12 protein-coding genes are annotated in these 16,367 nt (G+C 39.7%); 8 read left to right on the top strand and 4 right to left on the bottom strand.

Going from position 1 to position 16,367, the window contains the following annotated elements:
- The first annotated feature begins 284 nt into the window (after nt 1-284).
- Nucleotides 285-596 (top strand): hypothetical protein, encoded by a 312-nt coding sequence (locus ACLL8Z_RS14645; protein ID WP_411275539.1) that lies wholly within the window; start codon nt 285-287, stop codon nt 594-596.
- Here ACLL8Z_RS14645 and ACLL8Z_RS14640 read toward each other — a convergent pair whose 3' ends face one another.
- Entirely contained in the window at nt 597-1,796 is a 1,200-nt protein-coding gene (locus ACLL8Z_RS14640; protein ID WP_411275538.1) for an amidohydrolase family protein, read from the bottom strand.
- A 140-nt stretch (nt 1,797-1,936) separates the two neighbouring features.
- Complete coding sequence (locus ACLL8Z_RS14635) at nt 1,937-3,235, bottom strand: amidohydrolase family protein (RefSeq protein ID WP_411275537.1); 1,299 nt, start codon at nt 3,233-3,235, stop codon at nt 1,937-1,939.
- A gap of 272 nt (nt 3,236-3,507) precedes the next feature.
- On the opposite strand from ACLL8Z_RS14635, the gene ACLL8Z_RS14630 reads away from it, so the two are divergent.
- Nucleotides 3,508-4,020, top strand: a complete 513-nt coding sequence (locus tag ACLL8Z_RS14630) for a glutathione peroxidase (protein ID WP_411275536.1) — start codon at nt 3,508-3,510, stop codon at nt 4,018-4,020.
- Nucleotides 4,021-4,026: 6 nt separating this feature from the next.
- Nucleotides 4,027-4,476 carry a hypothetical protein gene (locus ACLL8Z_RS14625; protein ID WP_411275535.1) on the top strand — a complete coding sequence of 150 codons (450 nt, stop codon included), beginning with the start codon at nt 4,027-4,029 and terminating at the stop codon, nt 4,474-4,476.
- A gap of 64 nt (nt 4,477-4,540) precedes the next feature.
- On the opposite strand, the gene ACLL8Z_RS14620 is transcribed toward ACLL8Z_RS14625, so the two are convergent.
- Nucleotides 4,541-5,131, bottom strand: coding sequence for a porin family protein (locus tag ACLL8Z_RS14620; RefSeq protein WP_411275534.1), 591 nt, complete (start codon nt 5,129-5,131; stop codon nt 4,541-4,543).
- A 528-nt stretch (nt 5,132-5,659) separates the two neighbouring features.
- Between ACLL8Z_RS14620 and ACLL8Z_RS14615 the strand changes: the two genes are divergently transcribed.
- From ACLL8Z_RS14615 to ACLL8Z_RS14595, 5 genes are all read left to right on the top strand, one after another.
- Nucleotides 5,660-7,366, top strand: coding sequence for a glycoside hydrolase family 3 protein (locus tag ACLL8Z_RS14615; RefSeq protein WP_411275533.1), 1,707 nt, complete (start codon nt 5,660-5,662; stop codon nt 7,364-7,366).
- Between the two features lie 60 nt (nt 7,367-7,426).
- On the top strand, nt 7,427-10,735 hold the full coding sequence (locus tag ACLL8Z_RS14610) for a UvrD-helicase domain-containing protein (protein ID WP_411275532.1): 3,309 nt from the start codon (nt 7,427-7,429) through the stop codon (nt 10,733-10,735).
- Nucleotides 10,735-13,611, top strand: a complete 2,877-nt coding sequence (locus ACLL8Z_RS14605) for a PD-(D/E)XK nuclease family protein (RefSeq protein ID WP_411275531.1) — start codon at nt 10,735-10,737, stop codon at nt 13,609-13,611. The genes ACLL8Z_RS14610 and ACLL8Z_RS14605 overlap by 1 nt, the downstream gene beginning before the upstream one ends.
- 315 nt (nt 13,612-13,926) lie before the next feature.
- Complete coding sequence (gene tnpA, locus ACLL8Z_RS14600; RefSeq protein ID WP_411275530.1) at nt 13,927-14,355, top strand: IS200/IS605 family transposase; 429 nt, start codon at nt 13,927-13,929, stop codon at nt 14,353-14,355.
- Between the two features lie 136 nt (nt 14,356-14,491).
- Nucleotides 14,492-15,481, top strand: coding sequence for a pyruvate dehydrogenase complex E1 component subunit beta (locus ACLL8Z_RS14595; protein WP_411275529.1), 990 nt, complete (start codon nt 14,492-14,494; stop codon nt 15,479-15,481).
- Between the two features lie 174 nt (nt 15,482-15,655).
- Here the strand turns inward: ACLL8Z_RS14595 and ACLL8Z_RS14590 are convergent, their stop codons facing one another.
- The gene (locus ACLL8Z_RS14590; RefSeq protein WP_411275528.1) at nt 15,656-16,129 is read right to left on the bottom strand and encodes an Lrp/AsnC ligand binding domain-containing protein; all 474 of its coding nucleotides are present in this window, start codon (nt 16,127-16,129) and stop codon (nt 15,656-15,658) included.
- Nucleotides 16,130-16,367: the final 238 nt, after the last annotated feature.

Here is a 16,367-nt window from a genome sequence, read left to right as displayed (position 1 = left end):
TCTTGATATTTCTGGTGGCGGACAGTCTGACGCTCCGGCTTGTGGTAATTGTGGTCATATCATGGTAAGATCGGGCACATGTTATAAGTGTTTGAACTGCGGTACGCAGGGGGGATGCTCGTAGAGGTCTGTGGACTGAAGTCTGAGGTTTGAGGTGTTAAAGGGGAGTCCTGCCGGCAATGGCAGGACTCTTTTTTTTTCGGAATTTTGGAACTTAATGAGTTGTTTTCAATTTTGATAAGATTTGGAAATATAGTAACTATCTTAATTCAAAAAAGAAAAGCATGTCAAGACTAACTCTATACAAAATCGCCTTCTTTTTGAGCGTTGTGACGGGAATCATTGGATTTGCTGCAAAAATTATGCATATCCCCGGAGGGCATATATTAATACTATTTGGTTTGTTGTTCAGCCTGGTGTTTGTAATAATTGCGCTTTATGAAATATTTAAATCTGATAAAATAACTCTTGACGAAAAGATAATGTGGACAATCGGTTTTATTGTAGTATTCACGGTCACAGGACTTTTATACTTAATCATGGGCAGACAGAGAATCGTACGCGAATTCAAAATTCTTAATCATCAGCAGGAATAGTTATTTACATCCCTCCTTTACGACTACCCCATCAATAATTACTACACAAACTTTGGTAAGATATTCGAAGGGATCACCATCATATAAAACCAAATCGGCATCCTTTCCTCTTTCAATACTACCTACACGTTTTTCTATACCTAGTAGTCTGGCAGGGTTTAATGTGATAGTTTTTAATGCTTCGTCGAAAGATAGCCCATGAGCCATGGCCTGGCCGGCCTCAAAGAGAATGATCCGTGTTTTAGGAACATAAGCTTCGAAACCACTTTCGATGCTTACCGGAATGCCTGCAGCAGTAAGTATGGCTGCACTTTCCCGGTTCATATTAACCATATCACCACCATTTCTTGCCATGGTCGCATGCAATACAATTTCTGCTTTGGCTGCTTTGATTTCTGGTATCAGGCGATAGGCTTCTGCAGCACCATTAATTACCAATTTGAAATTGAATTCTTTTGCCAGACGAATCGCACCCATAATATCATTGCTGCTATTCGCGGTAATCAGGGCTTTAATTTCCCCTTTTAATAATTTTACTAATACATCCATTTTGAGATCAGCAGCGGGGCGTTTACTAGTGTCGCTGTCTGATTGTTTTTTTTGGTAAAATTGGGCTTTAATAAATTCCGTACGAATCATCGCGATTTGTTTAGCCTTGGTGCCTGGGGATGTGAAATTCGATGATACGGATGGCCCGAGTGTCATTGCCAACATACTCAAAGGGTGTATAATAACCGTTTCTACAGTTCCAGCTTTTGTTTTAGCAATCATAGTTTGTCCGCTTACCAATGCGCCAACTCCATGACCCGTATGTATAGTGGTAATGCCGTAGTCGCGAACAACTTTAACCAAATTTTCTTCTGGATTATATGCATCAATAGCCCTGAGCTCTGGTTGTATCGGACTGGTTTTGTCCAACTGATCCTGATCCGTAGGAATATTTAGCGAACCAGATATTCCAACCAGAGTTTTAGCATCGATAAGACCAGGGCTGAGTACTTTAGTCTCAAAAATTTTATATCCTTCAGGTATAGTTAAACCCTTGCCTACATTTTCGATTTTCCCATCTTTCACCAGCACTATCCCGTTTTTGATTGGACTTCCTGAAACGGTATAAATTGTTTCAGCTTTAATGGCTATTTGTCCTTGTAGAGTCGCTGAACCAAATAAAAGGACAATAATTGTTATGATTTTTTTCATTTTTACTTATGCTCTAGGATAAAAAATTGAACGGGAGAATACATCATGTGCTAGCGTGCGAATTATATTCAAATCTAAGTTCTAACAACCTGCCTACCGGCAGGCAGGCTAATTACTGACAACCTGTTGAAATACCTAAATTATTGCTCTCCGGCATGATGATGAAATTCGCTGCGAATAGGTGAATAAACATCATAACCGCCCGTTAAGAATGCTTTATCTTTAGGGTTTAAGATATCCCATCGTTTTATTCCTTCAACCCAAGTTTGTTCTATCTTTGTATAAATGCTAAAAGGATCACCATTGAGGATGATAAAATCGGCATCTTTACCTTTTTCTAAAGAGCCGACTTTGCTTCCAAGATCCAACATCCTCGCACCAGCAAATGTGAGAGCCTCTAAAGCTTTCTCCCGGCTCATCCCTTCTCTAACCATTAAAGCAGCACCACGAATAAACAAACGGGAATCCGTAATACCATCATCTGTATGAAACCCAACAGCAGCACCTTCCCGTTCTAAGGCGGCGCCCGTTTCAAGGGATAGTCCCATTGCTTCCATCTTTCCGCCCGGCGCATCTATGGTAATAATTGATGAAGCAAGTCCAGCTTCTGCTATTTCTTTGGCTACTTTCCACCCCTCAGAAACATGATGAAGCACAGGTTTAAACCCAAACTCTTTACCCAAACGGATTGCTGTAAGAATATCATTTGCCATGTGAGTGTGAAAATGCACTATACGCTTTCCTGAAATCACTTCTAACAATGGTTCCATTCGCAAATCTCTTTCGGGCATTTTCGACGTATCACTTCCAGCTTTATCCGCTTTACTCTTGTATTCAAGAGCTTTAGTAAATAACTCCCGCATCATTGCTGCACTTTTTGCTCTTGTACCGGGGAAATTTCCTGGAGTTGTTCGCATGGGATTTGTACCATTAGCCATTTTGAGTCCCCCATACAATCCTTTTTCATTAATGATTAACAAGTCTTCAATGATCTTACCCTCCCGCATTTTTAAATAAACGGTCTGCCCGCTCATAAGATGGCCACTCCCGGGCATAACATTAACGGTAGTAATTCCCCCTGCCAATGCTTTTTTAAATCCATCACTTGTAGGGTTTATTGCATCCATTGCTCTAGCATCTGGATTTAGGGCCGCTGAAGCATCACCACCTTCCGGACCACCGAGATGAGAATGACTGTCAACCAATCCCGGCATAATCACTTTACCAGTAGCATCTACTACTACAGCATTAGATGGGATCTTCGTATCTGAAGGTCCGGTACTTACGATTTTTCCTTTATGAATGATTATCGTCCCGTTTTGAATAGGTGGTCCTGCTACAGTATAAATAAGGGCACCTTTAAAAACCATAGGCTTATCCTGCGCGTAACTGGAAATGGCTGCTAGAAGGTTTACAACTGTCAAAAGTCGTTTTAACATAATTTTATATATAAATTGAAATGGTAATTTACAATTCATAATTTATTTTGCAAGCCTGGAAAATTATTTTGAACCACAGTTGAGACGAACCGTATCATTTTGAATCCGATTCTTATGAATAAATCACCTATTTTAAATACCTTGAAACATATCTATGTAATAATCATACTACTAGAAGTTTTAATATTTCAATATTTCGAAACTTATACAGTAATTTTATAGCTACCAAACTGCCTAACAAGCTTTTTTTACCCAAAAGAAATTATAGATAAATGAAAACACTCGTATTAATTCTCGCAATGATTCTGTCGACAGCTCCAGCGACGATCTACACCTTTAAGCTTCAAAATATTGATGGTAAGACATTGGATCTTAAAAAGTATAAAGGGAAAAAGATCCTTATTGTTAATACCGCTTCAAAATGTGGTTATACCAAGCAATACGCTGACCTGCAAAAACTGGCAAATGCGTATAAAGGAAAATTGGTAGTTATAGGTTTCCCTGCTAATAACTTCGGCGGACAAGAACCCGGGGAAAACCTTAACATTAAAGAGTTTTGCCAGAAAAACTTCGGTGTTACATTCCCCCTCGCTGAAAAAATCAGTGTGAAAGGCGACGACATCAGTCCTTTATTCAAGTTTCTGACAACTGCCAATAACCCAGACTTTACAGGTGAAATCAAATGGAACTTTGAGAAATTTCTGATTAATGAAAAAGGTGAGCTCATTCACAGATTTCGTTCTGCAGTAACTCCAATGTCTCCGGAAATTACCAAGTACTTATAGTAGAATATGAATAGTTTCAAAATCAAAAGTATAGGTTTGATAATAATAGCTTTATTTTTTGTTTGCCAGGTTTTTTCTTTAACCCGGGCGGATGATCAAAAAGATCTGTCGACTCTTGCGGATGGTTTTGCATTAGCAATGTCGAAAAAAGATAAGGGCTGGATGAATACAAATTTTACCAGTGAATGCATGACCTATATGCCTACGGGTGAATCTGTAAGTAAACAATTGACGATAGAAGCATTTACCGGTACAGTTTACGACATTCAAAAATCGACAGCGACGAACAAATCTTTTATGGTTACAGAGCAGCAAGCAGGAGGTTCGGCGGATTTTACAGTTGAAGGATCTGCCTCGGGCGGCGCGGACATCTCAGGAACTTACAAATTATCATTTAAGTTCAAGAGAACCGAGTCGGGATGGAAGATTTCGGAGATTCTGATACATGGACAATAAAAGAAAAATCAGTCAATAAAAAAGCCCCCGATTGTGTCGGGGGCTTTTTTATTTTAATTTGATCTTACTTAAAACCAAAAGCAAGGCCAACGTTAATTACCTGATTTTTCAGGTCTCTGTTGCCTGAATCATCGCTGTAAAGGTTTTGGAAATCTGTTGCGTAACTGGCATTCATCATTACAGAACCGAAATTGTAGCTCAATCCCAATTTACCTCCAGCAAGGGATTTTCTGTAGGAATCATTATTTCCTTCAAATGTTGTGGATGAACTTCCGTTAACCAATTTCGTTTCCTGGTCAAGGAAAAAAGAAACTTGAGGACCTGCTAGTAAGCCGAAATTTGGCGTTACATTATACTTAAACATGATCGGAAGGTCAAGGTAAGTAATTTTGGTCTTCACCTCACTTCTAAGAGCGGTTGTAAATTCTGCTCCTTTTTGAGAATACTCTAGTGAAGGCTCAAATGAAAACCCTGATGAAAAGGGCACGTTTGCATAAAGTCCCGCTGCCAAACCTGTATTGAACTCACTGTTAGGATCTGGATCACCCGCAAATTTTGCGATGTTCACTCCAGCTTTAATTCCAAATTTAGTGGTTTGTGCCTGAGCAAAACCTGCAAACAGCAATGCTGCGCTTAAAATGATTATTTTTTTCATAGTATTTTTTGCAATGTTTAATTTATTGCAGACATAATGAAACAATCATGCCAAAACAGGTAATTTATTTATTAAAGTTATAATTGAGCGTTCCAAGCCTTGATTGACAATCATTTGCAATTAGGATTATTTCGTCAAATTATAGGATAGATAACAAGTGTTTGATGATGAACGAGCTTATTGACAGCGTCAAAAGAAAAATGATGCCACAGAGGGAATGGTCAATTCGTAAATACGTTAAATATCAGCATGTCTTATTCATGGCCAGTTTAATTTTATACTTTTATTTGGCCAAGCATTCACCAAATGTATCTAGTTCTATTGTGCTTTTTTTACTTAGTCCTCAATTGCGCAGGGATATACTTACTATATAAATTTCTTAAACCAAGATTGAAAAATGAAGTTTCCGTATGGATGTTTAGCATTTCTTTAAGCCTGAGCCTAACTTTTTTGTTAATTTTGCTATTCCTAACTTTTTTCTTTAATAATATTTTCACAGGATTCTATTGACTACCCATCATGTATCAAATGTTTAAAATACTTTTATCCATTATTCTTTTAGTTTCTCCAATCGTCGGTATGGCTCAGGCAAAAAAGCCTTTTATACAATCATTAAATGAGCCTAATGCTTGGGTTGACTCAGTATTTAAAAAACTGAACAGACACGATCGTATTGCTCAACTTTTTATGATTAGGGCGCATACAGATAAAGGTAAGGCATTTGAAGATTCTGTAGCTCAGGTTATTAAAAGGGAAAATATTGGTGGATTGGTATTTTTCCAGGGAGGGCCGGGGAGGCAGACTATTCTTACGAACAAATATCAGTCCCTAAGTAAAGTACCTCTGCTGATTTCAATGGATGGGGAATGGGGTCTGGGCATGAGGCTTGACAGTACCATTTCATACCCATATCAGATGACTTTGGGTGCGATTCAGGATAATAGTCTTATCTATGAGATGGGAAGACAAGTAGCTCTTGACTTTAAAAGGTTAGGCATGCATGTTAATTTTGCTCCGGATGCAGATATAAATAATAATCCAAAAAATCCGGTCATTGGTTATCGTTCTTTTGGCGACAATAAGTTTAATGTCGCTGCCAAGGCAGGATCGTACATGAAAGGTTTGCAGGATAACGGTGTAATGGTAAGCCTGAAACACTTCCCAGGCCATGGCGATACAGACGTCGATTCTCATTATGACCTTCCTCAATTGCCATTTTCCCGCGCGCGTTTGGATTCGCTGGAGATGTATCCATTTAGGGAACTCATTAAACAGGGAGCTTCTGGTGTAATGATCGCCCACATGAATATTCCAGCTCTTGATAATACGAAGAATCTTCCTTCCACATTGTCACGTCCTATTGTTACTGGTATACTTAAAGAAGAATTGGGCTTCAAAGGACTTATTTTCTCTGATGCGATGGAGATGAAAGGTGTTGTAAAATTCTTCCCTGGTGGTGAAGCAGATGTGCGTGGGATTATTGCAGGAAATGATGTAATTGAACTTTCCCAAAATTCAGCCAGAGCAATCAGACTCGTGCGTAGTGCAATCCGAACCAAACGTCTTACCTGGGAAAGAGTTAATGAAAGCGTGAAGAAGGTTTTATTGGCCAAATATTGGGTGGGGCTTAACAATTTGCAAGCATTAAAAACCACTAACGTGGTCCCGGAACTTAACCGGCCTGAGTCGATTGCCCTAAACCAACGTTTGGCAGATGCTGCTGTTACGATTTTAAATAGCGACAGCCAGATAAGAAATTTTGATAAGAACAAGAAAACGGCAATTATTAGTATGGGCGCTACTGGTTCCAATGTATTCCACACTATGTTAAGACCCGGTCTCGATAATTCATTTCACTTTATACTTTCGAAAGATGCTTCGAATAACGATGTTGTTAATATTAGCAAAGAACTTCGTAATTATGACCAGATAATAGTAGCCATACATGATTCGCGCAGGCGCCCTGCAGCAGTGTTAGACTACAGCAATACGCTAAAGTTGTTTATCGCTGAGCTTGCAAAAATGAATAGCACGATGGTCTTATTCGCCAATCCTTATACAATAGCGGGCTTACCTGGTATCGAAGGTGCTAAAACTATTGTATTAAACTATCAAAATTCAGTGGAAGCCCAAAGAGCTAGTGCGCGTATCATCACCGGAACTCTTAAAGCTAAAGGAAAACTGCCGGTCAGTATAAGTGCCGCATTCAAGAATGGAGATGGAGTAAACCAATAACCCTATAACGAAATTTGTCATCTAATTCGGCCATCATAATTACTTGATCAAAGAACCGCTATGGCCCGTCAGAAGCCTCTCAAACTAATTCGTGCATCGGCGGGTTCAGGTAAAACCTTCACCCTGACTGCTCATTACTTGCTCCTGTTATTTAGCGGAACGGGCAAGTACCGGGAAATTCTGGCAGTAACTTTTACTAATAAAGCTACAGCCGAGATGAAAGAGCGTATCCTTACTTCTCTGGAAGAGCTTGCCAAATCGGGATACGAAAAGTCAAAATTCAGTGATATACTTAAGGAAAACTATCCTGAGTTCAGTGATCAGGACATTCGGTTAAAAGCCTCAGAAATTTACAGTAGCATTCTTCACGACTACAGCCGGTTTTCTGTAAACACGATAGATGGCTTTGTACAGCAGCTTATAAGAAGCTTCGCTTTTGAGCTGAATCTTGATAGCGGGTACAAACTGGAGATGAACCAGGACAAGGTAAAGGATGAGTTGATAAAAGCACTGAATTTGCATCTTGAGCATGATCCGGATTTGCTTGAATGGGTCACTAACCTGGCCATCGACCGTATTAGCGATGGAAAGGATTGGGACTATCAGAGAGTTCTAAAAGATCTTGCGAATGAGATTTTTAAAGAAAGATATTATCCTTTTCAGGAAGCTATGCTTGCCCTTGGAGATGAACAGGGCCAGGAATTTAATACTCTCAGGGAAATAGTTGGAACTGGTATCAAGGAATTTAAGGATGATGTTTTAGAAAGAATCAGCAATATTAAGGAAGCCTTTGATTTTTCCGGAATATTGGCCGACGAGCTTAAAGAGAAGTCACGAAATCCTCTCCTTAAACTTGAAAAAATTTTGGCTGAAGATTTTTCCCAGATATCCCATTTGGAAAAGCTCATTGACGATTTTGATCAGTGGCCGCATGGATCGTTAAGTGACAGAAGCGGAGTACAGGCTTTGTATAACCAATTAAATCCGGACATTAAATCATTAATCCAGTTCTACAACGAGGGCAGTGAACAATTTGAAACTTACCTGGCCATAAGTAAGAACAGTTCCTACCTTCGCCTGATGCAGGGAATGGCTGAACTTCTCAAAAATTATCGTTCGGAAAACCGCACATTGTTAATTAGTGATGCTCAACAGCTGCTGAGAGGAATTACTGGATCTGATGTAGATAATCCCTCCTTTATTTGGGAGAAGACGGGGAATAAATACAAGCATTTTCTATTCGACGAATTTCAGGATACGAGCACTTTTCAGTGGATGAATTTCCTCCCTCTAATTAAAAACGCTATTGCGGAAAGCGAAGGAGAGCAATCGGAACATCTGGTTGTGGGTGATGTGAAACAATCGATCTATAGGTGGAGAAATGGTGACTGGCGAATCCTTCACAGTAATTTAAGCAAAGACCTATTATCTGATAATGTTATAGAGGAGAACCTGGAGTTCAATCGCCGGAGCTCTAAAAATATTATTCTTTTTAATAATTTCCTTTACTCAAAGCTTCCCGGACTATTGCAGCAACAAATCAATCAAATTTTCACTGAAAGCGCCCGGGAACATCTTCATGAAATTTGGGGCAGGGAGAACAATATGCTGATTGAAAAAGCATATGAAGGTAGTTTGCAAAACACTACCGACCTCACCCCGCCAGGTGGAAAGGTTGAGATAAAGTTTTTTTCAAAAGATGAAGAGTTTGAGGACGAGGAAGATCAAACAATTGCATCTGCATATACCATAACCAAGCTTATTGAATTCCTACAAGCCGGGATTGCGATGAAAGATATTGGCATTCTTGTTAAAACAAACAGTGAAGCTGCGGAGATCCTGACCTGCCTTTTCATTAAAAGTAATCAGGACAGATTGAGTTTGGCAGCGGGTAAAGGTTTTCAGGTTATATCCGGTGAAGCGTTGAAGATTGTGAATAATCCTGCAGTTCAGCTTTTGATCAGTACGTTAAAGGTTCTGTCAGTACCGGAGCATGAGAACGGAATCTTTAAAACGGAATGCGCACGGTTGTGGCATCAAATAAAACATTCGAACAATGAGATCATTGATTTGGCAGGTAACGACTGGGTTGAACTCGCACTGAAAAACATTGCTGACCTTGGCGATATATTGCCGCTCAGGCTTTGCGCTGAATTTGCCTTATTTCGACAGCTACCGGTTTCAGAACTTATTGAAAAGCTGATAAATGTCTATGAATTGGGCAGAAGTAATACAGCCAGCCATATTCCTTTTTTACTAGCCTTCAGAGATCAGGTAGCTGTATTCTCTTCGGGCGGAGATCAGGGAGTAGGGACGTTTTTGGATTGGTGGGACACTGAAGGCACTGCTAAAGCATTACCATCATCATCAGATCAGGATGCAGTTCAGGTCATGACCATTCATAAGTCAAAGGGACTTGAATTCCGTGCGGTTATCATTCCATTCATCACCTGGAAATTGAACACTTCCAGCGGCTATATTAAAAAATTATTGTGGGTTGATGCAAATGCTGCGGGCTTCGGGAAATTTAACTCACTGCCGGTTGATTATAATAAAGGCCTGGCCTCGACATCCTTTGCGGAGAATTATTTTGAGGAGATGCTACTCAATTACATGGACATTATTAATACACTTTACGTAGCTACTACCCGCGCGAAGGATTATCTGTGTATGATTTGCCCGAAACTCCCTAAAAAACCCAAATCAGATTCTATTAATGATATACAAATTATTTTATCGGACTTGCTAAGTGCAGCTGGTAGTAACGATCCAGAGTTCATTCAGGAAGATCAAACTTTTATTTTTGGAGACACTGCTATCATGCGTGCGGAGGTTCCGCAGACCCAAAGCGATCCGCTGGTAATAGAGAGGTATCAAATCAATGAGGAACTGACCGAACGTTTCAAAAGAAATAGCCAGAATCAGGATACCTGGTTTAATGCCCGCCAAAGAAAAGGCATAGTGCTGCATGGGGTTCTGGAAACCATAAACAATTTTGACTCACTCGACAAGCTTATTGACGAAAAGGTTCAGGAGGGCTTTATTAGAGAAGGAGAAAAAGCGGAGATCAAAGCGGCTGTGAATGACGTTCTGATGCAGGATGAAATAAGAACCTGGTTTAAAACAGCAAAGTCGGTCATCAGCGAAAAGGACATTATTCTCAGTGAAGGTGCAGTTAAACGGCCCGATAAATTGTTTGTGTTTGAAGATTATGCTGTATTACTCGATTTCAAATTTGGCACCGAACAAAATAAATATGTTGCCGATATCTGCTCATATCGTGATAGTCTGATGAAAATGGGTGATTTTAAAGATGTTCACGCTTATTTATGGTACGCGCAGGGACGTAAACTGCAAAAAGTCGGATAATGGTGGGCGATAAATTTCTATATCGGGTTGCAGATGATTTGCTGAAACGTTTTGGAGAAGATCTTCAAAATGTGGCAATTGTCTTTAATAATAAGCGACCGCAACTATTTTTAAAAAAATACCTTTCTGAAATAAGTGGCAAGCCTATTTGGAGTCCCCATTTCTACACCATTCAGCAGTTTTTCTCGGCATCAACAACACAAGTTTCTGCATCGCAGCTCAAGCAGTTTTTTGTGCTCTTTACTGAATATAATATTTTACTAAGGTCGGAAGGCAGAGAAGCAGTAAGTGCAGATGTTTTTTACCCTCTTGCTGAGATTATTGTTTCGGATTTCTCACAGATCGATTATTACCTCGCAGATCCAGCCAAAGTATTCAATCTGATTGGCAGCATTGCTGAGTTGCAGCATCAATTTCCGAATTTTGAAGATGAGCAGCTTGAATTTATGAAATCTTTCTGGTCTTCGTTTTCAGGGGAGAAGCAAAGCAAAATTCAGGAAAAGTTTATTGAAATGTGGCACAGAATGCCCTTACTATACAATAACTTTCATGGAAGGCTAGCCGAACAAAATCTTGTAAGCAGCGCCAAAATGTACCGTAATCTTGCTGAGGCCAATTCAGCTAATCCGGACTTTTTGGAGCAATTTTCTCATGTCGTGTTCGTAGGATTTAATGCGCTTTCTAAAGCGGAAGAACTATTGTTCAAAACCTGGCAGGATGAGGGAATATGCTCGTTTTATTTTGATTCGGACGAACATTATTTCGGTGACCTGAACCAGGAAGCAGGTTATTTTATAAGGAGAAATATACAGACGGTCGGGCTGCTAAACCAGTTTGAAATAATCTCTAATCGGATCAATGATCCTGAAAAGGAGTTTACAATTGTGCAGGCATTAGGTAATGTTGCACAAGGTAAATTGTTGACTAATCTAATTTCAAACGCTAATGCCGCCAATGCTGACACTAAAGCGATAATTCTTGCTGATGAGGCTTTGCTGCTCCCGGTTTTACAAACTGTTGCTGATGACAACCTGAACATAACAATGGGTTATCCATTTGAACAGTCGGCAGTGTTTGGTCTTTGCGATCTATGGCTCGGAATTCAGGAGGAAATTTCATCCGGCGATCAACTTTCTATATCATACCACAAGGTTCTGACCTTCATTCTAAATCCGCTGGTTAATATTAACGCTGATCAGAGAAACCGACTTCATTGGAAAATAGTCGAAGAAAAAAAATCGCGATTTGATCTGCAGGAACTGCGCCTGCTTAGTAAAAGCGCTGATTTAAGCTTTTCCCAATACAAAAGTGCGGCAGATACTATTAAAAAATTTGGTAGTCTATTGTTGATCATATCAGAACAGCTGGCAACCCTGCGGAAGCTGGATAGCCTCTTAATCGCAGAGGCTGTAAAAACATTAAACGTTCTTTCAGACAGCTTTGAAGAGCTTGAACAGAACATTGCAGTCCCGGAAATGGGTGCAAAGTTTGTTTTCCGGACTATCAGGAGAGCCTTGGCAGGATTGTCGGTTCCATTTGATGGGGAGCCTTTATCAGGATTGCAGGTTATGGGTTTATTGGAAAGCCGCTGTCTTGACTTTGACGAACTTGTAGTTCTGGGCATGAACGAGGGAGTGTTACCAAAGGTCAGCATAACTCCATCATTTATACCGGATAATGTGAGGAGAGCCTTTGGCCTTCCTGTACTCGAAAATCAGAATTCGATTTTTTCTTATTTTTTTTACCGCCTCCTTCATTGCGCAAAGAAGATCACATTGGTTTATAATGGAATAACTGATGAGAAAAGCACAGGGGAAGAAAGCCGCTTTATCAAACAGCTTCAATTTGAAACAAATTGCAGGTTCAATCATGTTATCCAGCAGAATCAAGCCGTGGAAAACTACGGTGAGCAAAAAATTATTGTACAAAAAACTGGCCTGGTTCGGGAAAGGCTCGAGAAATATTTTAAGCGAAATTCTGAGTTAAAGTATGAAAAGAAGATATCAGCGACTGCGTTTACTGACTATGTTAGCTGTCCGCTGAAATTCTTTTATAGCAAAATAGCCGGTTTAAAAGAGCCTAAAGATCTGCCTGACCAAATTGGCTCAAACCTCGTGGGAACGATGCTTCATTCGGTAATGGAAATGTATTACACGAATTCGGTTGGCAGCGAGGTCACAATTGAATTCCTGAAATTACAGCAGAAGAATTTGCCTTCTATGTGTGCTGAGGCGTTAACTGTCACTTTGAAGACCGACCCAAAAAGTCCGCTCCGGAAACATGATGCTCTACAACAGATCATATTAAAGGTTATTGAGCAATATGCATTACGGATTATTCGGCATGACGAAAGCCTGACGCCATTCATCATTGTTGAGCTGGAGAATAAGGATAGCTATACCCCATTATTCAAATTGCAGGTATCAGGTAGAGAAGAGCAGGTAAGGCTGCTTGGCATTATTGACCGGGTAGATTCTCACCGGGGAAAAGTACGGATCGTTGATTATAAAACCGGCAAAGACCAGCTGAAGTATAAAGATTTCGAGGGTCTTTTTTCAGAAGAAGGAAAAGACCAGAACAAAGCCCTTTTACAAACGCTTTTTTACACGTACGTCTATGAGAAAGCAAGAGCTGTAAAAAATGTTGAGCCCCATCTTTATGCGGTAAAGGACTTCAAAAGCGGCACCTTATTTAGTGAAAAGCGCAAAGGTGGATTACAGCTCTCTGATAAAAACCTCGACTATTTCAAAGAACAGTTTGAAATTAAACTCTCTCAGATACTAGGTGAGATGTTTGATCTAAGTATTCCATTCCGTCAGACGACAAATCTGGAAACTTGCAAATACTGTGCTTTTAAGGGGATTTGTCAGAGGTAGCTTTCGGCAGGAAGGGGCAGCATTTATCCGGTGCGCATATATACAGGTACGTATATCCAGCTACGCATAAAAACATAGGACTTCGCCCTATGTTGGTGAATTCTGCCCTTACAGGGCTTCATATCTAAGGTGAGCATGCATCTGATGGAACTTTGGAGCACATATCTTTGCATTTTGGAATTGGGGGAATAGCCCTGAAAGGGCGGCACAATTAGCGATGGGTGCAACCCATCGCTAATTAATGTAACACATTAAAACCCTGAAGGGCGTAAGCAAGCACCAATTTTTAAATTAGGAGATAGAACCTAGGCAACCATGGGACAGTCACTTGTTAAGAATTATCTGCACATCGTTTTTAGTACAAAATACCGTGAACCATTGATCTATTCGCCATTTGAAGAGGAACTTCATGCTTATCTTGGAGGGATATGCAAAAGCCAAGAGTGTTATTCTTTAAAGGTCGGGGGATATACGGATCATGTTCACATTCTCTGTATGCTTTCAAAGAAATTAGCTCTTATAAAGTTGATGGAGGATCTTAAATCTCATTCTTCAAAATGGTTCAAAACTAAAGATAAATCGCTTGATAACTCTTATTGGCAAGATGGATATGGTGCTTTTTCTGTCGATCATCATCAAGTGGAAAGGATCATAAACTACATTGCAAACCAACGTGAACATCATAAAAGTCAAAACTTTAAGGATGAATTTCGTGGACTCATGAAAAAACAGGAGATACCATAGGATGAAAGGTATCTCTGGGACTAAGCATGGCAAAATATTTTGAATTTTATTAATAATAATACAGTTACCCTCCGTCCGATAAGGTTTGGTTTTCAAACATTAAACTTATATTTGTTCCAAAATTTGAATTTTACACATGAGAGAAATACAGTTCAGAGAAGCACTTCGCGAAGCATTAAATGAAGAAATGCGTAAAAACGATAAGATCTTTTTAATGGGTGAAGAAGTTGCTGAGTACAATGGAGCATATAAAGTCAGTCAGGGTATGCTTGATGAGTTTGGTGCAAAGCGAGTCATCGATACACCCATTGCTGAGCTCGGCTTTGCGGGGATTGGGATTGGTGCAGCTATGAATGGGTTAATCCCAATCATTGAATTCATGACATTCAATTTCTCTCTTGTGGCTATTGATCAGGTGATTAATGCCGCTGCAAAAGTGCTCTCTATGAGTGGCGGGCAATTTTCCTGCCCTATAGTTTTCCGTGGCCCGACAGGTAATGCGGGCCAGCTTGGCGCACAGCATTCCCAGAATTTTGAAAACTGGTATGCAAACTGCCCGGGGCTAAAAGTAGTTATTCCTTCAACACCTTACGAAGCTAAAGGCTTGTTGAAACAGGCAATAATAGATCCTGATCCAGTTATTTTTATGGAATCTGAGGTGATGTACGGCGATAAAGGCGAAGTTCCTGAAGAAGAATATTACATTGAAATAGGCAAAGCAAATATTGTGAAAGAAGGAACTGATGTAACGATTGTTACTTTTGGAAAAATGCTTTCACGTGTGGTGATGCCAGCTGTTGAAGAACTTACTAAGGAAGGTATCAATGCTGAGGTAATAGATCTTCGTACGGTTCGGCCAATCGATTATGAAACTGTTATTGCTTCTGTTAAAAAGACAAATAGGATGGTGTTTGTCGAAGAGGCCTGGCCTTTGGGATCAATTGCTACCGAGGTAGCGTTTAAAGTCCAAAAAGATGCCTTTGATTTCCTTGATGCGCCGGTGCTTCGTGTAACTTGTGCCGATGTTCCATTACCTTACGCGCCAACATTGATAAAAGAAGCGCTTCCCAATGCAGAAAAAGTGATTGCTGCAGTTAAAAGTGTAATGTACTTAGAAGCTAAATAGAGCTAATATTTAAAGCATCGATCAGAAAAAAATTGTTTTTATCGCCTGAGGGTACTACAATACCTTGTAGGGGTCTGGCAAGGGTCAGTTTCGGCGATCCTTCGTTTAAAGCATCGTTTGAACGAAGAATCCCCGAACCAGGTTACATCCAGAAGAGTTATATTCCCAATAATTTTATTGTAAGGTGATCTGACGTTTTATACTCTCCTCCAACGATATAAACGTTTCTGTCCGCTGTATCCCCTTAACTCCCTGTATATCCTCATTAAGTACATGTCTTAAATGATTTGTATCTCTGCAAATAATCTTAGCAAACATACTGTATGAACCTGTGCAATAATGGAGCTCTACAATTTCTTTGATGTTTCTGAGATTCTCTACCGCATCTTTATATTGCGACCCTTTCTCAAGGAATATACCGAGGAATGCACAAATATCATAACCTATTTTTTGAGGATCAATCATTAAATGGGATCCTTTAATGACCCCGAGATCCTGCATCTTTTTCATTCTTACATGAATAGTACCCCCGGAAACAATTAGTTTCTTTGCAATTTCGGTATAAGGGATAGTTGCATCTTCCATAAGGATCGCCAGAATCTGCAAATCCAGATTGTCAGGTTCGAAATTTTGAGCACGATTTTCCATTTCAAATTAGTATATTATCAATCAATCGCTAAATTTATTATTATAAATGTAAAAATATAAATATTTTGTTAAAATATTTGCAATAATTTGACTGTTATGTTACATTTGTATCAAGTAATCAGGAAATATCTGAGAGCTTACACACTGTAGGGTGGTGAAATTTGGCAGACACACCTCCTCGTCTCGGTGGCGAAGATTTGGGAAATACCGTTAAAGGGAAATAACTGCTTCGTGAAGG

The organism is Daejeonella sp., assembly GCF_046590655.1.
Classification (GTDB): Bacteria; Bacteroidota; Bacteroidia; order Sphingobacteriales; family Sphingobacteriaceae; genus Daejeonella.
This window is presented reverse-complemented; position numbering and strand designations above follow the sequence as displayed.